Origin of the sequence: Bartonella grahamii subsp. shimonis (assembly GCF_036327415.1) — a bacterium.
In the GTDB taxonomy this organism is placed as follows: Bacteria; Pseudomonadota; Alphaproteobacteria; order Rhizobiales; family Rhizobiaceae; genus Bartonella; species Bartonella shimonis.
Genome location: NZ_CP123961.1, coordinates 1,598,361 through 1,620,593, shown reverse-complemented (window position 1 = coordinate 1,620,593; position 22,233 = coordinate 1,598,361). Strand labels below are relative to the sequence as shown.

Below are 22,233 nucleotides of genomic sequence, written 5' to 3'. Positions count from 1 at the left end.
AAAGGCAAGCTTGAGTTCTTTTATCTCTTGTGAAAAATTTACATCTTTGCCAAAAACTTTATTCTTAGTATTTAATAGGGACTCATATTTTTTCTGGTATTCATTCGGTAGGATTTTTTCATATGCCCACAACTCAGAAGCTTTTAAATGGACTTGATCGTATTTTGACTCTTGAATTGGTACGTGTTACTGAACGTGCTGCTGTTGCTGCTGCACGCTGGCGCGGACGTGGCGATGAAAAAGCTGCGGATCAGGCTGCTGTAGATGCAATGCGGCAAGAGCTTAATCGATTACCTATTGATGGTACAGTGGTGATTGGTGAAGGTGAGCGGGATGAAGCGCCTATGCTTTATATTGGAGAAAAAGTAGGTCTTCAAAGTGGATTGGCGATCGATATTGCACTTGATCCACTAGAGGGAACAACACTTTGTGCTAAAAATGTTGCCAATTCTTTGGCTGTAGTTGCTATTGCTGAAAAAGGTAATCTCCTTTACGCGCCTGATGTTTATATGAAAAAAATTGCCATTGGTCCTGGTTATCCAAAGGGGGTGGTGGATATAGATGCTTGTCCTGCCGATAATATCCATGCTCTTGCGAAAGCTAAAGGAGTGGCTGTTAATCAGATTGTTGTTTGTATTATGGATAGACCTCGTCATGAAAAATTAGTTAATGAAGTACGAGCCACAGGCGCGTCGATTCGCTTGATTGGGGATGGAGATGTTGCTGCTGTTATTGATACAACTGATCCAGAAGAAACAGGTATTGATATCTATATGGGGATTGGGGGAGCACCTGAAGGTGTTTTAGCTTCTGCTGCTTTGCGCTGCATTGGAGGACAGATGCAAGGTCGTTTGCTGCTTGATACAGAAGAGAAAATTGCTCGTGCAGCTAAAATGGGAATTAGTGATCCCAATAAGGCTTATACAATGGAAGAAATGGCAAAGGGGGATGTTTTGTTTTCAGCTACAGGGGTAACAGATGGCAATATGCTTTCTGGTGTTAAATTTACATCTCGTTACATTCAAACGGAAACTCTCGTCATGCGCTCCCATACGGGTACAGTCCGTAATATTAAAGCACAGCATAGAGACCATTCAAAATTTGATTAATGTTTTCTTTTTTAGTCACTAAAAAATAGAGGGAATTTTTAGGAAATACGCTTCCATGAGAATCTACTTTCATGGAAGCGTATATAGATATGAGAATACCTTATTGTCATGAGAGCTGGACAGAATGCACCCAGCCATTTTTATCTTCTATGTTCCCTTTTTGAAGGCCAACCAATTGTGTACGAAGCTGCTTTGTAATTTCTCCAACTGTTTCATTTCCAATAATAAATTCTCCCCCTTTATATCTAAAACGACCAATTGATGTGACAACGGCAGCTGTACCACAAGCAAAAACTTCTTTAAGGTGTCCACTCTTTGCATCTTCTTGAAGCGCTGCAAAAGAATAAGGACGCTCTTCTATTTTTAATCCCATTTGTTGAGCTAATCTTAAGATGGAATCACGGGTTATCCCTGGAAGGATAGTTCCATTAAGTGGGGGGGTTACAAGCGTATTATTGTCCATAATAAAGCAGACATTCATGCCACCAAGTTCTTCAATCCATTTATGTTCAACCATATCAAGGAAGAGTACTTGGCTACAATTGTTTTCAGTTGCACTTTTTTGTGCAAGTAAGCTTGCAGCATAGTTTCCACCACATTTAGCAGCACCCGTCCCTCCTGGACCGGCACGACTATAATCTGTTTCAATCCAGACGCTGACAGGTTTTTCTTCTCCTTTGAAATAGGATTCAACTGGAGAGGCAATGATACAAAAAAGATATTCTTGAGAAGGGCGAACTCCCAAAAAGTTTTCATTGCCAAACATAAATGGACGGATATAGAGGCTAGCGTTGGGATGATCAGAAACCCATTTTTGATCAATGTTTACTAATTGATGAACGGCATCCAGAAAAATATCTTTTGGCAATTCTGGCATAGCTAAACGTTGTGCTGATTCTATAAAGCGTTGTGCATTGGCATCAGGACGGAAGAGCAGGATGCGCCCATCTTTTGCACGGTATGCTTTTAAACCCTCAAAAATTTCCTGTCCGTAATGTAAAACGGTACTTGCAGGGTTAATTTCTAAAGCTTTGTATTGAGAAATAATGGCATTATGCCAGCCTTTGTCTTCAGTCCATTGAATAGTACACATATGGTCTGTAAAAAATTGACCAAAACCGGGACTTTTTAAAGTTTCTTCACGTTTTTCTTCTGACAGAGGTGATGGATGTTTTTCTATTTTAAAGGGAAGCGATGATATAGGAGATTTCATAAAAAACCTTTTGAGTATGTTTTATTTTTATTAATAAAAATAACAAGATATTTTGATGACAACTCTATTATTAACAAAACCTTTGTGTCAATGTTTTATTATAAAACACAAAGGTTTTATAATAAAATTCAAAGGCTATGGTGATATTTTAATTCTATTCTCGCCTCTTTTTCTCAATTTGATGAAGTAAACTGGAACTTTTATTTATGATTATCGTTTTTGCAAAATAAGTATCTGAATAATTTCGTATATGCATATTTTCTAGAAATTTAAAGGTAAGGGAATTGAGAAAAGGAATCTACTATGATTGATAAAAATTATCACACATATGAAGAACATATAGCTGCAGAAAGAAGAGAGCGTGAACAACGTGTTTCAATCGCTAAGGGTATTTTTGCTATTCTTCTTGCGGTCGTTATTATTTGGTTTATTTTTGGTTTTTTAGGATCTTTTTTTGCAAAATCTCCTGAATATCGTTCGCATTATAATACTCCAGAAACAAGCCAAAGCGTAACAACGCCCCAAAAAGCTTTAAATTCGCTCCCTCCCGTACCTTATACCTATAAGGGTACGTAGTTTTTTCATAAATATAATCTTTTAAATAGGTCAAAATCGACATAGATTGAAGAATAAAGCCAGCACAAAGACATAAAAAAGATTAGACGATTTAATTTCTGAAGTTTTTGATAAGTAATTAAATGATATTGAAATAAATAATGCAATGGTGATTAAAACCGTTGCATTATTGATTTAGATTGATTTAGCGAGTGATGAAGCAACTTCCTCCAGAATTCTTTATATCTTCACAAAGATTTATGGCTTCATTACGATTTTGCGTTTGAATCCGAACACGGTAATAAGTACCTTTTCCTGGTATAAAAGCGGGTTGAATATTTAAAGAACGGGCACCGATAAGGAATCCAAATTTAGACTTCATATTTTTTAAAGAATCTCTAGCTAACTCATGCGTTGGTTGAGATGCAAGTTGTACATAATAATTTTCTGAATTTTGTGCTGCGACTCTGTTTGGTGTTGTGGGGCGAGACGCTGCGTGTGTTTCAATTTGTGTATTTCTTTCCGCATGAGAAGGAATAGGGATAAATTTTTCTTCAATATTTGAGCTAGAAGTATTTTCAGCGATTATTTTATCAATATTATTTTTGAGATCATGGTCTATTTCTTGATTGTCTATATCGGAATCAGGCGGCGAAACAAAAGATGAAGCCTGAAGCTCATTAGGAGTTTGATCAATGCTTTTTTCAGATTGAACAGCAGTTTTGCTCTTTGTTTGAGGCACGGGAGCTAGTGTAACTGTACCATCTTGATTTACAATAACAGTTTGTACTTCTTGCGTGGGAATACTGTGATTGATGGCTTCTGTGACTGCATTTTCAACATCAGATTCATTTAAAGAAGAAGATGAAACGTTTGAAGATTCTTCAGGATTTAATTCTTTTAAATTTTCAGGTTGCTCAGAGTTATCAATAAGAAATTGTTGTGTATCTTCTTGTTTCTCATTTTGTTCAGTTGTTTGTTTATAGATATCTAAATTATGTGCAACATCATTTTTCGTTTCAGTTTTTTCTGGTTTGAATTTAAAAGGCGTATTATCAGCGTGGATAATGACCGTTTCTTCATTTTTTTGTGATGGCATAAAAAAGTGAGAATAACTAGCAAACCCAATTCCTATTAAAATAAGTAGAAAAATACCTTTAATGAAAGTTTTACCAAAAATAAAACTTTTAAAGGGAGGAGGAGCCGATGGATGCGTGGGAAGCTCATCTGAGCTTGAGTACGAAGAATTTTCGCTAAAAGAGGGAGGATTATATTTTATATTGGCAGCAGAAAAATAGTCGGAATTTTGTTCTTTAGAGTTTATATAAACACCTTCTTTTGAATTTTGCATAGACTGATGAAAAATTTCACTAAAAACTTCATTTTTCTGTTGTTTTTGAGAAAAATTATCCGTTGGAGCATTTCCTACATTGAGTACATCAGCAAATTCTTCTTCTAAACCACCACTAGTTGGCACATCATATTCTGGCGCTTCATATGGGACTTCTGGAACCATAATAGGGCCAGTTTTTTCTACGATTTCCTCTGAAAATTTATAAGTATCAACATTGGGAGGGGGAGTATCTCTGTGCGTATAGTTATGGGTAAAAAAGCCATCCGTTTGTTTTGTATTCAAAGAGGGTGATGAGGAAAGAAACACATCTAAATTATTTTCATTGTATGAAATTTCTCTATTTGGATTAGAGGCACCTTCGGCGTTATTGATGTATTGGGCTTGAGCCTCATTATATATTGGAACTTTTTCGCTATAAGTTTCTTGTTGTGAGGGGTTTTCTTCAAAAAAATTGGGATAATTGGTTGTATGATCTTCTTCTGCCCCCCCCTTTAAATAAGATTGTCTATCAACGAGTGGAGAATCTAAAGGTGAGGAGAAGGTACTTTTTGTTTGATTTCTTGCAGTGTCTTGTCTTTCTGAAGCAAGGTTAGAAGATGAGAAAAACTCATTTGCCTCTGTAGAAGAGGAGACATCAGGATAATCTTTTTTAATCCAATTTTTTTGATCAGCTGAAATTTTATAGGGATGGTTTATGGGAGTGTCATAGAGGTTTTGATTATCATCATAAGTTTGTTGTATATTCTCAGTCTCAGGCTGTGGTGAATTTGTTTGTAAAAAACGCTTGGTTTGTTCAACAGATTCTGGAATCTCTCTCTTATTTTCGTGCCTTTCAGATTTATCAAAAAAGAAATTTTCTGATTCTGATTTTGAAATTAGATTACTTTTTTCACGAAAAGAATTGGCACTGGTTGCTGTTGTCTTCTGTTGAGGTGCTTGATTCTTTTGGATTGGTAATGGAGAAAGCGCATCTAAAATTTGTTCTTCATCATGACTGCTAGGTGAAGAATATTTCTCTTCAGATAAATTATTTTGTTTTGAATGGTTGAAAGAAGCAGCTTGTGCAATATTTGAGGCTGTTGCGTTGCTGGTTGCATGCAAGTCCCATTGTTTTTTTTGATCATCAAACGGTAAGTCATGTGCTAAATTATTTTCAAGTTCCTCTTCTAGAAAGGATAAATCAAAATCATCATCATGGGATGATGTTTCGGGGGGAGGTGTTGATGGATCTGTCTGTAAAGAAGATTGCTCATTTTGATTTTCGCTTTGTTTGTGCGGATTAAAAATGCGCGTAAGCTTTTCCAAAGGATCATGGTGTTCATGATCGTGTTTTGTTTCGTGTAGATTTTTGCGATCGTTATCGCTCATAGCTTTTCTCACATGGTGATTTGCATCTGTGTGCAATCAATGGTTGATTTTGATTTATTATATAAAATACAAACTTTCCCCCTCTCATGCAAGGATACATGAACAAAGTTTATCAATAGAGCATCTATTGTATGTATTTATAGAACTTTTTCAACGCATTTCTATTGGTGCTTCGACTCCTATGATGGTAAGTCCTGATGATAAAATATTGATAACAGCTTGTATCAACCCCAATCTTGCAAAGGATAACTCTTTATCATCAGGTTGAATAAAGCGTAAATTGAGATTTTCACTTCCTTTATTCCAATGGGTGTGAAAGCTGGAGGCAAGGTCATAAAGATAAAACGCTAATCGATGCGGTTCTTTATGAACTACGGCTTGTTCAATGATACGTGGATATTCAGAAAGTTTGCGTATTAACAATATTTCATGATCATCTGTTAATCGATGAAGATGGGCGATTAATGTATCATTTGAAAAGCTTTTAATATGAAGTGCTTCTTGTGCTTGACGAAAGACTGAGTGACAACGTGCACTTGCATATTGTACGTAAAAGATGGGGTTATCTTTTGATTGTTCTGTTACTTTTGCAAAATCAAAATCAAGAGGTGCTTCACATTTACGGTATAGCATCATAAAACGCACAGGATCACGTCCAACCTCTTCGACAACATCCCGTAGAGTGACAAAAGATCCTGCTCTTTTTGACATGCGTACAGGATGACCGTTGCGAAAAAGTTTTACCAATTGACATAAGAAGACGCTTAATTTAGCTTTATCCCCAGAAATTGCTTTTGCCATTGCCTCTAGTCGCTTTACATAGCCAGCATGGTCTGCGCCTAGAATATAAATCATTTCATCAAAATGACGATTAAATTTATCCCGAAAATAAGCAACATCAGCAGCAAAATAAGTGTAAGAACCGTCAGATTTGACTAAAACACGGTCTTGGTCATCACCGACATTTGTTGAACGGAACAAAGTTTGTTCGCTTGGTTCCCAGTCTTCTGTATTTTGTCCCTTGGGAGGGGGGAGTTTTCCTTTGTAGATATAACCATTTAAAGTGAGGTCGTTGATGGTATTACGAATGGCGCGTGCATTATCTGCATAAAGCATTCGCTCAGAGAAAAAGATATCATGATAAATATTAAGAGCAGCCAAATCTTCGCGAATCATAGACATCATTGCATGAATTGCACGTTCTTTCACAAGAGATAAAGCTTCATCTTTATCCATCGTGAGCAGTTGGTCACCAAACTCTTGAGCAAGCGATTGACCCAATGGTATCAAGTATTCTCCAGGATAGAGTCCTTCTGGAATTTCATTAATTTCTTGCCCAAGAGCTTCACGATAGCGTAATAGTACAGAGTGGGCGAGGACTTCGATTTGTTGACCAGCATCATTGATATAATATTCTTTCGTGATGTTATAGCCCGTAAATTGTAGCAAATTTGAGAGAACATCCCCAACAACCGCTCCGCGGCAGTGTCCTACATGCATTGGTCCTGTCGGATTTGCTGAGACATATTCAACATTGACGCGTTTTCCTTGTCCCATTGGAATGCGACCATAAGAAGTGCCTAATTCAAGCATGGACCTTATAGCATCTTGCCAAAATAATTTTGTAAGCTTTATGTTTATAAAACCAGGACCGGCAACATCTATATTTTCGATAGAAGAATCATTTTTAAGAAGCTCTATGATTTTATCTGCAAGTGCACGTGGATTGATTCCAATAGATTTTGCAAGCACCATAGCAGCATTGGTTGATAAATGACCATGGGAGGAATCACGCGGAGGATCAACAGTGATTTTTGATAAATCTAAACCTTCTCCATTTTTTCCTTTTATATCAGATAATTCAATTGATCTCTTAATTTTTTTTTCGAAGTTTTTAAAGATATTCATATTTAGCTTCCATGATGATGCCAAAAGCCATTAAAAGAAATGATCTGTATGGTCAAATAAACGGTGATATTCACGTAGAGCGTAGTGATCCGTCATGCCTGAAAGAAAGTCAGCAATCAGACGTGCTAACTCTTGATTTTTTAAGTGCACTGTTTTGCTCTGCCAACTTTCAGGCATTGTATTTGGATTTTCATAATAACAATTGAATAATTTTTGTACAATGCATTTTGCTGCATTGCGACGACTAAGAACTTGTTCATGGTAGTAAAGATTTTTAAATAAAAAGTTTTTTAGTTCTTTTTCATAAACGGTTATTGTCGGTGAAAAGGTGACAATAGTTTGTTTTGCTTGGTGAATATCGTTTATGCTTGTTGGTTTGATGCGTGCTAAATTTTCTTGTGATTGTTTGATAACATCTTCGACCATGGTTGTTATTTGTCTTCGTACAAGTGTGTAACCGCGACGCGCTTGGTCGAGGTGGGGATGCTCATCTGTTATATCTTTTAATATTGCTGCTGTTAGTGAAATATGTTCAAATTGATCGAGTGTTAAAAATTGCGATCGTAAACCATCATCAATATCATGCGCATTGTATGCGATATCATCTGCAATAGCGGCACATTGCGCTTCTAGTCCTGCAAAACAGTCAAGCGCAAGGTCTTGCTTTGCATTGTATTGTAAAATATCGATAGGAACCGCTTTATTCTTCGCGTAAGGACCTAAAAGAGGGCCATTATGCTTTACAAGTCCTTCGAGAGTTTCCCATGTAAGATTAAGCCCATCAAAATTCGCATAACGTTGTTCTAGTTTTGTGACAATGCGTAAGGCTTGTGCATTATGGTCAAAGCCGCCATAATGTATCATGGCTTCATTAAGAGCTTCTTCTCCTGCATGGCCAAAGGGCGTATGTCCAAAGTCGTGAACAAGGGCAATGGCTTCGGCTAGGTCTTCATCAAGACACAGGGCTCGGGCTAATGTTCTTGCAATTTGAGAAACTTCTATAGAATGGGTGAGGCGGGTACGATAATGATCACTTTCATCAGCAATAAACACTTGCGTTTTATGTTTGAGACGTCGAAATGCATTAGAATGGATAATGCGATCTCTATCTCGTTGAAAAGGTGAGCGTGTGGTGCTCATTGTTTCATGGAATAATCGACCACGGCTTGTTTGCGGATGAGCACTGTAGATCGCTCGAGATTGGTAATTGAAGTTGATATCGCCTATATCCATTGCAAGCTGTCCATTATCATCTTAAAATTGAAAGTAGTCTATGAAGGATAAACTTCTCTTTGAGTGTGGGATACTCTTTCTTGATGGTTTAATGCAAGGATATATAAAATGAATGTGAAAATTTCAGATGTTGCTGCTAAGAAAATTGCACAGATACTTTTGCGTGAACCCGATAAAATAGCCTTACGTATTTCTGTTGAAGGTGGTGGGTGTTCTGGTTTTTCTTATAAATATGACTTGGTTTCTGAAATGTGTAAAGATGACCTCGTTCTCAAAAAAGATGGGGCAGTTGTGTATATTGATTCACTATCACTTCCTTTCATGGAAGGAGCTGAGATTGATTTTGTTGATGATCTTATGGGACAGTCTTTTCAAATCCACAATCCCAATGCTGTTTCATCGTGTGGTTGTGGTGTAAGTTTTTCAATTTAAAATGGTGGCTTTATGATATTGTTTCTTGAAAAAAATATCATGTTGGTCAACAATGTGAAAATGGCTAGTCTTATAAAAATAGTGCACCGGTGTGTGCGGTTATGCGTGGTGCTTACTTTATTGACCTGGAGCCACTGTGTTTTTTCTGAAGAAGGAGGGGGGCAACAGCAGGGGCAATCAAGGGGTTTAATTGTAAAGTCTCAAGAGCAGGAAAAAGAAAATTTAGCATCTCAAACACAACTCATTTTGAATGCTCGATTAACAAATAGTCATCCGGATATTGAAAAAGGGCTTGTCTGGCGGGTTTATGCCCCTATTCTAGGGATTGATAATAAATTACCATTAGTGGCAATCCATAAGGGAGGGAGTGCACGTTTTGATCTCGAACCAGGAAGTTATCTTATTCATGTCTCATTTGGTCATATGAGTGCTGTGCGCCATATTCGTTTAGAAAATGGACAGCATCTTGTAAAAAACTTTAATCTTGAGGCTGGTGGTGTCATTTTAAATGCAACGCTGCTCAATGGTGTAATGAATGAAAAGGAATTACGTTTTACCATTTATGAGGATGAAAAAGAAAATGATGATACGGGGGTGATTTTATCAAATGTTAAACCCCAATCAGTTGTGCGTTTAAAAGCTGGCCGCTACCATGTTGCTTCCCATTATGGTTCTATTAATGCGACGGCTCGTTCCGATATTCAAGTGGATGCTGGTAAAATGACAGAAGTTACCCTTGAACATCAGGCCGCTCAGATTATCTTAAAGCTGGTACGACAAGAAGGAGGGGAAGCGCTTGCAGATACAAGTTGGTCTCTTGCCAATGATTCTGGTGATATCGTTTATGAAACAGTTGGCGCTTATGTTTCACTCGTGTTAGCGGAGGGAGAATACATTGCAATTGCTAAAAATAAAGATAAAATCTATCAAAAAGCTTTTTCAGTCGTTTCTGGTCATGATGAAGATATAAGTGTGGTGGCGAATGAACAAAATATGCAACGAATTGATGAAGATATGGATTGATCGTTTTTCATGGGGGTAAACTATGATGAGAGACGAGGTATAAGTTTTGATTGAAATTTCAACAGTTGGTGTGTTTTTTGCTGGGGCACTCTCTTTTTTGTCGCCTTGTGTTTTGCCGTTAGTTCCTCCTTATTTATGCTATATGGCAGGTGTTGATATTGATGATTTTCGTTCAGAAAATCGTGATGAGAAAGTCTTTATACGGTGGGCTTTATTGTCTTCTGTTATTGCTTTTGTTCTTGGGTTTACGACTGTTTTTGTTACCTTAGGTGCCAGTGCTAGCACAATTGGGAAATTCATCGGTTATTATCGTGATTGGTTTGCCCTTGCTGCTGGAATTGTCATTATTATTTTTGGTTTAAATTTTTTGGGGATTTTCAAGATCGCTTTTTTATTTCGTGAAGCGCGTTTTCAGACCAAAAAAACACCTGCTGGTCCTTTAGGCGCGTATATTATTGGTTTAGCTTTTGCCTTTGGTTGGACACCGTGTATTGGCCCTATTTTAGGTCCTATTATAACGCTTGCTGGAACAAAAGAAACTGTGGGAGAGGGAGCTGTTCTATTAGCGGTTTATGCATTGGGTCTTGCTATTCCTTTTATGTTGGCAGCTTTATTTTCAAGCAGTTTTATGCGATTTTTAGGAGCTTTTCGTATTCATTTAGGAAAAGTTGAAAAAATTATTGGTGTTTTTCTTATTCTTACAGGGATTTTATTTTTAACAGGCTCTATGCAGGATCTTTCATTTTGGCTTTTAGAACATTATCCTTCGTTGAGTTATATTGAAGATATTCGTTGGCATGATATTATGAATTTTTTTGGATTTTCTCATTAGTTTTATGTGTTTTTATGGTTAGAAGTTGTCTTTCTATTGTTCTTGCCGCAGGTGAGGGGATGCGTATGAAAACGTCTCTGCCTAAGGTGCTTCATAAAATTGCTGGATTGCCTCTTATATGCCATGTTCTAAAACAAATAGAATTGGCAGGCTCTTCACAATTAGCAGTTGTTGTGGGGTTTGGTGCTAAGGAGGTTACGCACGTTGTTCAGTCATTTGTAAAAGATGTGATGATTTTTGAACAAAAAGAGCGCTTAGGAACGGCGCATGCTGTTTTATCGGCTCGTTTAGCTTTGCAAAAGGAAGTAGATGATGTTCTCATTGTTTTTGGGGACACGCCTCTCATTCAGCAAGATTCATTACACCAAATGCGTGCACAGCTTGCTGATGGAGCAGATGTTGTTTTTGCAGGTTTTCATACCCAAGATCCAACAGGTTATGGGCGTCTTCTCGAGAAAAATGGTCAATTGATCGCAATTGTAGAAGAAAAAGACGCTAGTGATGAAGAAAAAAAGATTTCTTTTTGTAACGGTGGAATACTCGCTATGCGTGGAAAACATGCACTTTCTCTTTTAGAGAAGGTTGGTAATAACAATGTGAAAAAAGAATATTACTTAACAGATATTGCTTCTCTTGCAACACGCGAAGGATTAGATGTGCGTGTTGTTGAAGTTCCTTTTGAAGATATTGTAGGAATTAACAACGGTCTTGAGCTTTCTGAGGCTGATTCTTTGTGGCAAAAACGTAAAGCGCGCGATTTAATGTTATCGGGTGTTACACTCTTAAAACCAGAAACACTCTATTTTTCTTATGATACAGAAATTGAACCAGGGGTGGTGGTAGAACCAAATGTTTATTTTGGATTAAGCGTGAAAGTACAATCTGGTGCTGTTATTCATGCATTTAGTTATCTCGAAGGTGCTGTGGTTGGTAGGGATGCACAGATTGGTCCCTATGCACGTTTGCGTCCTGGAACGGAGTTGGCGAAGTCCGTAAAGATTGGAAATTTTTGTGAAGTCAAACAAGCTAAGGTAGGGGAATTTTCTAAAATCAATCATTTAAGTTATATTGGTGATGCCAAAATTGGTGCACATACCAATATTGGAGCCGGTACGATTACTTGCAATTATGATGGATTTAACAAATATAAAACCATGATTGGTGATTATGCTTTTGTTGGGTCTAATACGGCACTTGTTTCCCCATTGGTAATAGGGAATGGTTCTTATGTTGCCTCAGGAAGTGTTATTACTGAAAATATTCCTATGAACAGTATGGCTTTTGGGCGTGCACGACAGGTTATAAAAGAGGGTTATGCGACAAAATTTCGAGAGCGCTTGTTAGAAAACAAACAGAAAAAATGATAATTTTCAGTCTATTCCTTTGTTTCGCGTTAATCTAACGATGGATAGGATCTTTATTCTTAAAGATTGCCGTACTCTACGTTTGAATTATTTTATTATTTATAGTTTTAAATAAAGGCTGTTGGATTGTTTTATAAAATTTAAATCTAAAGATGTGGGTTGGAGCTTTTTAATGTGTGGAATTATTGGAATTATTGGAAAGGGGTGTGTTACGTCCTCTTTGGTTGAGGGATTAAAACGTCTTGAATATAGAGGGTATGATTCATCTGGGGTGGCAACAGTCCATAATGGGCATCTTTATCGTGTACGTGCAGAGGGAAAGCTTGTTCATTTAGAAGAAAAATTAAAAAAAATACCTCTGGAGGGAAGTTTAGGAATTGGTCATACCCGTTGGGCTACGCATGGAATTGCCGTTGAACGCAATGCGCATCCCCATGTGACTGAAAAACTTGCGATTGTTCATAATGGTATTATTGAAAATTTTGTAGAATTGCAAAAGGAACTTATCGAGGATGGTTATATCTTTGAAACAGAGACTGATACGGAAGTTATTGCGCATTTAATAACGCGTGCATTAAAAAGTGGACTTTCTCCACAAGAAGCTATGCGTACCAGTTGGAAAAGGCTGCAGGGGGCTTTTGCTATTGCTCTTATTTTTGAAGGTGAAGATAACCTGATGATTGCGGCTCGCTCTGGCCCACCATTGGCAATTGGTTATGGAAAAGAGGAATTTTTTGTGGGGTCAGATGCGATTGCTTTGGCACCATTCGTTGATCATATTAGCTATATGGAAGATGGGGATTGGGCCGTTCTCACACGAGAAGGCGTCACAATTTACGATGTACATAATCAACCGGTAAAACGTTCTGTGACAACCTTACTTGAAGGGGCTTTATTAATTTCTAAGGGGAATCATCGTCATTTTATGCATAAGGAAATGTTTGAACAACCTGAAGTGATTTCTCATAATTTGGCGCATTATCTTGATCTTGGAAATTGTACGGTTCGATCTTTTGATAATTTAATTGATTGGAAAAATATTCATCGGCTTCTTTTTGCAAGTTGTGGAACGGCTTATTATTCAACCTTAGTTGCGCGCTATTGGTTTGAGAAGTTTGCGGCTTTAAGTGTTGATAATGATGTTGCTTCAGAGTTTCGTTATCGTGAACCTCCTATAACGTCTGATGTGTTGTCGCTGTTTGTTTCTCAATCTGGTGAAACAGCTGATACATTGGCTTCTTTGCGTTATTGTCGTGAGAGGGGTGTAAAAACAGCAACAATTGTGAATGTTGAACAATCAACAATGGCAAGGGAGGCTGATTTTATTCTCCCAACACTTGCCGGACCGGAAATTGGTGTTGCTTCAACTAAAGCTTTTACCTGTCAATTAGCGACGCTTGCTTCACTAGCACTTAGCGCGGCTAAACAACGAGGGGATCTTTCTGCTCAAATGGAGCAGCAATTGGTTCAACAATTAGCAGAAGTTCCACGTATTTTAAATGAGGTCTTAAAATTAGAGAGCAAAATTGAATGTACTTGTCGTGATTTGGTGAATGCAAAAAGTGTTCTTTATCTGGGACGTGGGACTTCTTATCCGATTGCTTTGGAGGGAGCCCTTAAACTGAAAGAGCTTTCTTATATTCATGCTGAAGGTTATGCGGCGGGTGAGTTGAAGCATGGACCAATTGCTCTAGTGGATGAGACAATACCTGTTATTGTTGTTGCACCTTATGATCGGTGGTTTGAAAAAACTTTTTCTAATATGCAAGAAGTGGTAGCGCGTAATGGTCGTATTATTTTAATAACTGATAAAAAAGGAGCAGAGGTAGCTTGTCGTAAGACTTTATCAACGATCACTTTGCCAGATGTTCCAGAATTTATTGCTCCTATTATTTATGCACTTCCTGTTCAGTTAATTGCTTATCATACGGCTGTTTTATTAGGAACAGATGTCGATCAACCCCGTAATTTGGCAAAATCAGTCACGGTTGAATAAAAGTATATTTCTGAATCTTTGGGAGAATAATCAAATGTAAGAAATTGATTTATAATGATAGCTTATTTTTTCATTTTTCTCTGTTGAACGAGAATATCGGAGACGGGATTTTTCTTTATAAATTCTTTACGATAAAATAAAAAATATTTTCTGACCTGTCAAAAAATGGATCAGCTGTGTGAATATAATGGTAAAAAAAGGCGCAATATTTCTTCTACTGTTTTAATGCAAGAATAATTCAGATTGGAGAGAAGATAGTGCTATTGATTTGTTTGTTCGTTCATGAAACATAAAGATGGCAGTGTAGGGATTGCGTAGATCATTTATGGGTAATTCTAAGGGGGAATCGTATTTGAACAGAGAGGTATTTTTTATTAGAAGGGCTTTGTTATCCTGCTCGCAAGAGGCGTATAGCATCATCGTGTCCGAAAAGGTAAAGGAGCAAACGTAAAGCTTGTCCTTGCTGCGAAGAAAGATGAGGATCGCGTTGTAAAAATAAACGTGCATCCTTTCTTGCTATTGACAAAAGATCGCTATGAACAGCAAGGTTTGCTATATGAAATTCAGGGACTCCGGATTGTTTTGTACCTAAAAGTTCTCCTTCGCCTCGCAGGCGCCAATCTTCTTCAGCAATTTCAAAACCATCTTCTGTATTGCGGATAATATTAAGGCGTGTTGCTGCTGTTTTAGTTAGTGGATCTTTATAGAGCAAAATGCAGGAAGATTTTTTATCGCCTCGTCCTACACGTCCACGTAATTGGTGCAGTTGTGAAAGGCCAAAATGTTCCGCGTGTTCGATGATAATGATCGAAGCATCTGGAATATCTACCCCCACTTCAATAACAGTCGTTGCAACTAAAATACGTGTATTTCCGCATCTAAAAGATGCCATAGCGGCTTCTTTTTCTGTTGTAGACATTTTCCCATGGATCATACCAACGCGTGCTCCGAAGCGCTCGTGGAGAAATGCAAAACGATTTTCAATTGAAGTGAGATCAAGAGCTGTAGATTCTTCCACTAAAGGACAAATCCAATAGAGTTTTTCTCCTTTTTCTAATGCAATTGCGATTCGCTCTATAAGCTCATGAAGACGTTTTAAAGAAAGCGTTGCTGTTGTAATGGGTTGTCGTCCTATTGGTTTTTCTGTAATTTTAGATACATCCATATCACCAAAAGCTGTTAAGACAAGTGTGCGCGGAATGGGCGTGGCGGTCATAACCAGCATATCAGGTTTATTACCTTTTTCTGTCAGAGCGATACGTTGATGGACACCAAAACGGTGTTGTTCATCGATAATGGTTAAGGCGAGATTGTTATAAGTGACGCTGTTTTGTATGAGAGCATGGGTTCCGATGACAATAGAAACTTGACCTGATGAAATATCATTCAAGATATTTGTCCGCAATTTTCCTTTTTCTCGTCCTGTTAAAAGAGTTGTTTGTAATCCTACCTTTTCGGCAAGAGGAGCAATGGTGGAGAAATGTTGCCTGGCAAGCACTTCGGTTGGTGCCATTAAAGCTGATTGTCCTGAATTTTCAGCAATTTGTGCCATTGCCATCAATGCAACAACAGTTTTTCCTGCGCCTACATCACCTTGAAGCAGTCTTAGCATTGGTTCTGGTGAAGCAAGATCATTTGCGATATCTTCTACTGCTTTTTTTTGACCGGTTGTGAGTTGAAAAGGGAGGACATTAAGCAATTTTTTAGTATAAATTCCTGTTGATGGTCGAGAAGTGCCAATAAGGGATTTGGTTTTCAAACGCACGAGTCCTAGCGCCAATTGACAAGCGAGCAATTCATCATAGGCAAGACGTTTGCGTGCTGTACTTTCTAAGGATAGATCATTGGGATTAATGGGCGCATGGATACGGCGTAAAGCAACAGAAAAAGAAGAAAAATTTTGCTGCTTTTTAACATTTTCGTCTATCCATTCTGGGAGGAGAGGAATAGAATCGAGAGCATTTTGTATGGCACGTCTTAGTGTTTTTGCAGCGAGTCCTGCAGTAGAGGGATAGACAGGTTCGATGAGAGGAATCTGATTTGATTGTTCGCTTGGAACAATATAATCGGGATGCGCCATTGAAAGTTGTCCATTAAACCATTCAACTTTTCCTGATACAGTGACTTTTTTTCCTTCAAGGAGTTGTTTTTTTAGCCAAAGAGACTGAGCGTGAAAAAAGACTAAATTTACTTTTCCTGTTTGATCATGGGCAATAACACGATAGGGGATTTTGTTATGGCCACGGGGTGGTGGTTGATGTTGATCGATGATAATGTCGAGCGTAACTGTGTCTCCTTCTTTTGCACAAGCAATGCTGGGACGCATTCTGCGATCTATGACAGAATGGGGCATTAATTGAAGAAGATCAATAAGGGTTGCTTCACGTTGTGTAGGATTAATATTTAAAAGTTTTGTCAGTAAACTATAGACTTTAGGTGTAATACCAGAAAGAGTTCGAATAGAATTAAAAAGAGGGGTAAGAGGATTTGGAAGCATGGGTAAATTTAACCTGCTCTTTTTGTTTTTTCTAGACCTTTTAAAGAGCTTTTTTGGGATAAAGTCATAAAGAGGAGGTTGCATTATTTACACATTGAATTTTAGGAAGAAAAATTAATATTTAAAGATAAATACAATAAAAGAGTGCAAAAATTAAAGTGCTTAGATGAGGTATATTTTCCTTCTTTTTATTTTAGATGTTTATTTGCTGTGAATAGAAGCATTTTCTTGATAAAACTCTCTTATAAATATTAATAAAATTGGGATATTGCTCCTATGTAGGATGATGAATTTTATAGTTTTAAAATTATGATAAACAGAAGTTGTTTCTTTTATAAGGGGTGCTGTTTGGCATTTATTTTGTAGTAGGAAATTGTGAGAGTGGTAAAAAATAAGAATAACATGCAAAAGAACAAAAATTCTCTTCCTCGCTTTATTCATTTGAGAGTGCATTCAGCTTATTCCTTGCTCGAAGGGGCTTTAAAAATTCCCCAAATTATTCAACAGGCGATTTCAGATCATGCACCGGCGGTTGCTATTACCGATACCAATAATTTATTTGGGGCTTTGGAATTTTCACAGCATTGTCTTTCTTATGGGGTCCAACCTATTATTGGTTGTCAGCTTAATGTTGATTTTTGTGATAAAAATGATCATTCACGTTTGGTTAAAGGACGTAATCCTTCTGATTTTTGCTCTATTGTTCTGTTGGCTGCTAGCAAAACCGGTTATGCTCATTTAGTTCGCCTTGTTAGCCGTGCTTATCTTGATAAATGTGATACTGATCCTCCGCATATTAAAGCTAATTGGTTGACAGAACACAGTGAAGGAATAATTGCTTTAACGGGAGGCAAGAGAGGACCTATTAATCTTTCTTTGGCAGAAGAGAAAAAAGAACATGCTGTTGAGCGCTTAATTTATTTGAAAAAATCTTTTGCTGATCGTCTTTATGTGGAATTACAACGGCATGGTTCTTATGATCGGAGAGTAGAAGCTGATCTTATTGAATTGGCTTATTCGCATGAAATTCCTCTTGTTGCAACAAATGAAGCCTTTTTTCTGAAGAGAGAAGGGTATGAAGCGCATGATGCGCTGATGGCTGTTTCAGAAGGACAAATAGTCTCTAACCCAGATCGCAAACGTGTGACGCCAGATCATTATTTGAAGTCACAAGATGAAATGGTTGCACTGTTTTCGGATCTTCCAGAAGCTTTAGAAAATACTGTTGAAATTGCATTGCGTTGTCATATTGCTACGCCTCTTCGAAAACCGATATTGCCTCGTTTTATAGAACAATCTGATAATTCAGAAATTACTTTAGAAGTAGAAGATAGTGAGTTGTTAAATCAGGCTAAAGATGGTTTGAAGATGCGCCTTGAAACAATTGGATTAGCTGAAGGGTATACGATTGCAGATTATGAGCAGCGGCTTGATTATGAAATTTCAGTTATTACGCGTATGCAATTTTCTGGATATTTTCTTATCGTTTCAGATTTCATAAAATGGGCAAAGGTTCATGATATTCCTGTTGGACCAGGACGGGGTTCTGGTGCTGGTTCACTTGTTGCTTATGCATTGACGATTACTGATGTTGATCCATTGCGTTTTTCTCTTCTTTTTGAACGTTTTCTTAACCCAGATCGTGTTTCAATGCCAGATTTTGATATCGACTTTTGTCAAGAGCGACGCGAAGAAGTTATTCAATATGTTCAAAAAAAATATGGACGTGATCAAGTTGCTCAAATTATTACCTTTGGTAAGTTACAGGCACGTGCAGTTTTGCGTGATGTGGGGCGTGTTTTAGAAGTTCCTTATCGTCAGGTGGATTATCTTACAAAATTAATTCCTGCTACGCCAGGAAGTCAGGTAGAATTGGCTGATGCTATTAAGGATGAACCTAAATTTGAAGAGGAAAAGAAAAAAGATCCCGTCGTTGGGCGCACATTAGATATAGCACTCCAGTTGGAGGGACTTTATCGTCATGCTTCGACTCATGCTGCTGGGATTGTTATCGGAGATCGTCCGCTTTGGGAGCTTGTTCCGATGTATCGTGATCCTCGTTCTGATATGCCTGTTACACAATTTAACATGAAATATGTTGAACAGGCAGGACTGGTAAAATTTGATTTTCTTGGATTAAAAACGCTTACTGTTTTGAAAATGGCCGTTGATTTTGTTTCCAGAAAGGGAATCAAAATAGATTTATCAAATATCCCTCTGAATGATGAAACAACCTACGCTATGATGGCACGTGGTGAAACGGTTGGCGTGTTTCAGGTGGAAAGTTCTGGTATGCGCAAGGCACTGATTGGAATGAAGCCAGACCGTATTGAAGATATTATTGCGCTGGTCGCACTTTATCGTCCAGGTCCAATGGAGAATATTCCAACCTATAATGCACGCAAACACGGGGAAGAGGAAATTGCTTCTATTCATCCTAAAATTGATCATTTGATCAAAGAAACACAAGGTGTTATTGTGTATCAAGAACAGGTGATGCAGATTGCTCAGGTGCTTGCAGGCTATTCGCTTGGGGAAGCTGATTTATTACGTCGTGCTATGGGGAAAAAAATTCATGCAGAAATGCAAAAACAGCGTACGCGTTTTGTCAATGGAGCCGTTGCTGGTGGTGTTGATAAAGAGCAAGCTGATATTATCTTTGATCTTTTAGCAAAATTTGCCGATTATGGTTTTAATAAATCACACGCTGCTGCTTATGCAATTGTTTCTTATCAAACAGCTTATATGAAAGCGAATTATCCCGTTGAGTTTTTAGCTGCTTCAATGACGTATGATATGACGAATACAGATAAGCTCAATGATTTTCGGCGTGAAGCATTAAGGTTGGGTATTGAAGTTATTGCACCTTCTATACAAACATCTCATCGTGTTTTTGAAGTTGGTGATAACTGTATTTATTATTCTCTTGCTGCCATAAAAGGTGTGGGAGAAACGGTTGTCGATCATATTGTTGCTTGTCGTGGGAATAAAATTTTTAAGGATCTGGAAGATTTTTGTGCACGTGTTGATCCTCGTATTGTTAATAAGCGTGCGATGGAAAGTTTAGTTTGTGCTGGCGCTTTTGATTGTTTTAACATTGCACGTGAGGTTTTATTAGCCAATCTTGGAACTCTTCATGCGCGGGCACTTCGTATTCTCGATGACAATTCTAGCGGGCAGGTTGATATATTTGGAATGCTAGGCGGATTAAAAGAACCATTGATTTTATCGCAAACACCCCCTTGGTTGCCAGCTGAGAAGCTTTATCGAGAATTTCAAGCTATAGGTTTTTACTTTTCTGCACATCCATTAGATGAGTATCAAGCTATTTTGGACAAAAAACGCGTTCAGACTTGGGTTAATTTTGCCAATGCCGTAAAAGGAGGAGCAACGGCTGCACGGCTTGCTGGAACTGTTGTGGCAAAAAATGTGCGCAAAACAAAATCTGGTAAAAAAATGGGAATTATTCATTTTTCTGATACAAGTGGACAATATGAAGCAGTTCTCTTTTCTGAGACACTCTCGGGTTATGAAGAGATGCTAGAACCCGGAAAATCTTTTATTATTACGGTGAGCGCAGAAAATCGTTCTGAAGGAGTTAGTTTGCGAATTGAAACAATTCAGTCTTTGGAAAAGGAATCATTAAAACAGCATAAAATGATGCGTCTTTTTATAAAAACAGTTGATATGCTTCCACAAATTGAACAAAATTTAAATCTTGGGGGAAATGGAGAGGTTGGGCTTATTTTAATTCAAGAGAATGGATTGAGAGAAGTCGAAATTGCGCTTCCTAAGCGGTATAAGGTGAATTCACAAGTCGCAAATGCTATGAAATTAATTCAGGGCGTTGTTGATGTAGAATTGAATTAAATAAAGGTTAAATACGGGAGCTGATTTTGAGTGGTATTTTTGCTTTTAGGAGAGCTAAAAATTGAGCTTTTAAAATCGGATTGTAGGTTGCAAAAAATATTGCTTTTATTTGAGGTAAATTATGATGATTTTTTAGTGCCATAGAGTCAAAAAGCCCCTTCTTTCGTAATATTCAAAGTACGGGAAGAATTTTATAAGTTTTTATCATTATTTTTTATGGAATTCATCGCATCATACATATAAAGCCAATTGAGATCTGACATAATGCTCTCTGGTGTACGAATTTTCATCATGAGATTGCGTGCAATTGCTATAGGACCGGTTGCGTGATAGGCTAATCTATTGAGATCTCCGCGTTTTTTTACTGCTGCAATACGGGGGGCGCGTGTTGTTTCATAAAGCAAAAGGGCTTTTGTTAATGAAAAATCTTTCAATGAAAGTGCTTCTGCTAATGTGGCAGCATCTTCGATTGCCATAGCGGCACCTTGTGCTGCAAAAGGTAAGGCTGCATGTGCACAATCGCCAACAAATACTTGTTTCTCTCCAATAAAACGGGTTTGTTTCATTTGAAAGAGTGGCCAATAGCTCCATTCATCGATATGATCAAAGATTTGTAAGATTTTTGAATTCCAACCTTTAAAAAGAGATTTGAGTTTTTCTTTATCTCCTTTATGGGCCCATCCTTCTTTTGAATTTTCTCCATGCGTAATGGCGACAAAATTAATTTTTTTTTCTGATGATTGAAGGGGATAGACAACAAGATGGTTTTTTGGGCCCATCCAAGCTGTAATTGTCTTCGTATTTTGCAACGAAGAACGAAAATTTTGAGGAAGATTATCAAACGTTGTTGTTGCACGCCAAGCAATAAAGCCACTAAAATTTGCTCTTTCATGAAAATAAGATTGTTGCCGTAATGTTGACCAAACTCCATCACATCCGATCAGGAGGGGCGTTGAATGAAGCTGTTCTGTTGCTGTATCTGTTTTTATTGTCGTTATTTTAATGTTGGTTGGAGATTGGGCAAAAGATACAATCGTTTCGCCTGCTTTGTATTTGATCAAAGGATTTTCAATTACTGCATTATATAAAATTTTTTGTAAAGCCGCGCGGTGAAGCGTCATATAAGGGGCTTTCCAATATTTTTCTGTTAGATTGATAAGATAAGCCCGTAGATGTATTTTTAAAGATAATCCATCTTTTAACTCAAGAAAATGTGGGATTGTCGCGACTTCAGTGAGTTTGTTAAGAAGTTTCCAGCGAGCAAGAATAGATGTTGCATTTGGTGTCAGTTGAATACCAGCGCCTATCGCTTCAAGTTGTTTACACTTTTCGATAATGGTGCTTGCAATTCCTTTATGAGCGAGTGCTAAAGCGGTGCTTAAACCAGCAATTCCTCCTCCAACGATGATGGGTGATTGATCCACAAATGATTTCATATTAAAGCAGAATTAAAAGAGTGGTTATTAAGAAAGCCAAAAA

14 protein-coding genes are annotated in these 22,233 nt (G+C 37.7%); 8 read left to right on the top strand and 6 right to left on the bottom strand.

Features of this window, described 5'->3' with window-relative positions:
* The first annotated feature begins 122 nt into the window (after window positions 1-122).
* The gene (gene glpX / locus QHG57_RS07155) at window positions 123-1,109 is read left to right on the top strand and encodes a class II fructose-bisphosphatase (protein WP_330167708.1); all 987 of its coding nucleotides are present in this window, start codon (window positions 123-125) and stop codon (window positions 1,107-1,109) included.
* 106 nt (window positions 1,110-1,215) lie between these two features.
* Here the strand turns inward: glpX and QHG57_RS07150 are convergent, their stop codons facing one another.
* Window positions 1,216-2,322, bottom strand: coding sequence for a branched-chain amino acid aminotransferase (locus QHG57_RS07150; RefSeq protein ID WP_330167707.1), 1,107 nt, complete (start codon window positions 2,320-2,322; stop codon window positions 1,216-1,218).
* 303 nt (window positions 2,323-2,625) lie between these two features.
* Here QHG57_RS07150 and QHG57_RS07145 point away from each other — a divergent pair, with 303 nt between their 5' ends.
* On the top strand, window positions 2,626-2,898 hold the full coding sequence (locus QHG57_RS07145) for a hypothetical protein (RefSeq protein ID WP_330167706.1): 273 nt from the start codon (window positions 2,626-2,628) through the stop codon (window positions 2,896-2,898).
* Window positions 2,899-3,082: 184 nt separating this feature from the next.
* Here the strand turns inward: QHG57_RS07145 and QHG57_RS07140 are convergent, their stop codons facing one another.
* The 3 genes from QHG57_RS07140 to QHG57_RS07130 all read right to left on the bottom strand — a co-directional run bounded on the left by QHG57_RS07140 (window position 3,083) and on the right by QHG57_RS07130 (window position 8,740).
* Window positions 3,083-5,599, bottom strand: a complete 2,517-nt coding sequence (locus QHG57_RS07140; protein WP_330169017.1) for an SPOR domain-containing protein — start codon at window positions 5,597-5,599, stop codon at window positions 3,083-3,085.
* 150 nt (window positions 5,600-5,749) lie between these two features.
* The gene (gene argS / locus QHG57_RS07135) at window positions 5,750-7,507 is read right to left on the bottom strand and encodes an arginine--tRNA ligase (protein WP_330169016.1); all 1,758 of its coding nucleotides are present in this window, start codon (window positions 7,505-7,507) and stop codon (window positions 5,750-5,752) included.
* A 30-nt stretch (window positions 7,508-7,537) separates the two neighbouring features.
* Window positions 7,538-8,740: a deoxyguanosinetriphosphate triphosphohydrolase gene (locus tag QHG57_RS07130; protein ID WP_330169015.1), complete on the bottom strand. Its 1,203-nt coding sequence runs from the start codon at window positions 8,738-8,740 to the stop codon at window positions 7,538-7,540.
* 108 nt (window positions 8,741-8,848) lie between these two features.
* Between QHG57_RS07130 and QHG57_RS07125 the strand changes: the two genes are divergently transcribed.
* The 5 genes from QHG57_RS07125 to glmS all read left to right on the top strand — a co-directional run bounded on the left by QHG57_RS07125 (window position 8,849) and on the right by glmS (window position 14,387).
* A complete protein-coding gene (locus tag QHG57_RS07125; protein WP_330167702.1) occupies window positions 8,849-9,172 on the top strand; it encodes a HesB/IscA family protein in 324 nt (107 codons plus the stop codon).
* A gap of 12 nt (window positions 9,173-9,184) precedes the next feature.
* Window positions 9,185-10,195 (top strand): RgsD C-terminal domain-containing protein, encoded by a 1,011-nt coding sequence (locus QHG57_RS07120; RefSeq protein WP_330167701.1) that lies wholly within the window; start codon window positions 9,185-9,187, stop codon window positions 10,193-10,195.
* Between the two features lie 46 nt (window positions 10,196-10,241).
* Window positions 10,242-11,027 carry a cytochrome c biogenesis CcdA family protein gene (locus QHG57_RS07115; protein WP_330169014.1) on the top strand — a complete coding sequence of 262 codons (786 nt, stop codon included), beginning with the start codon at window positions 10,242-10,244 and terminating at the stop codon, window positions 11,025-11,027.
* Window positions 11,028-11,041: 14 nt separating this feature from the next.
* Window positions 11,042-12,391 carry a bifunctional UDP-N-acetylglucosamine diphosphorylase/glucosamine-1-phosphate N-acetyltransferase GlmU gene (gene glmU, locus QHG57_RS07110; protein ID WP_330169013.1) on the top strand — a complete coding sequence of 450 codons (1,350 nt, stop codon included), beginning with the start codon at window positions 11,042-11,044 and terminating at the stop codon, window positions 12,389-12,391.
* A 172-nt stretch (window positions 12,392-12,563) separates the two neighbouring features.
* A complete protein-coding gene (glmS, locus tag QHG57_RS07105; RefSeq protein WP_330167698.1) occupies window positions 12,564-14,387 on the top strand; it encodes a glutamine--fructose-6-phosphate transaminase (isomerizing) in 1,824 nt (607 codons plus the stop codon).
* A 388-nt stretch (window positions 14,388-14,775) separates the two neighbouring features.
* Here glmS and recG read toward each other — a convergent pair whose 3' ends face one another.
* Complete coding sequence (gene recG, locus QHG57_RS07100) at window positions 14,776-16,884, bottom strand: ATP-dependent DNA helicase RecG (RefSeq protein ID WP_330167697.1); 2,109 nt, start codon at window positions 16,882-16,884, stop codon at window positions 14,776-14,778.
* Between the two features lie 402 nt (window positions 16,885-17,286).
* On the opposite strand from recG, the gene dnaE reads away from it, so the two are divergent.
* The gene (dnaE, locus tag QHG57_RS07095) at window positions 17,287-20,754 is read left to right on the top strand and encodes a DNA polymerase III subunit alpha (protein ID WP_419196687.1); all 3,468 of its coding nucleotides are present in this window, start codon (window positions 17,287-17,289) and stop codon (window positions 20,752-20,754) included.
* 191 nt (window positions 20,755-20,945) lie between these two features.
* On the opposite strand, the gene QHG57_RS07090 is transcribed toward dnaE, so the two are convergent.
* Window positions 20,946-22,190 carry an FAD-binding protein gene (locus QHG57_RS07090; RefSeq protein WP_330167694.1) on the bottom strand — a complete coding sequence of 415 codons (1,245 nt, stop codon included), beginning with the start codon at window positions 22,188-22,190 and terminating at the stop codon, window positions 20,946-20,948.
* Window positions 22,191-22,233: the final 43 nt, after the last annotated feature.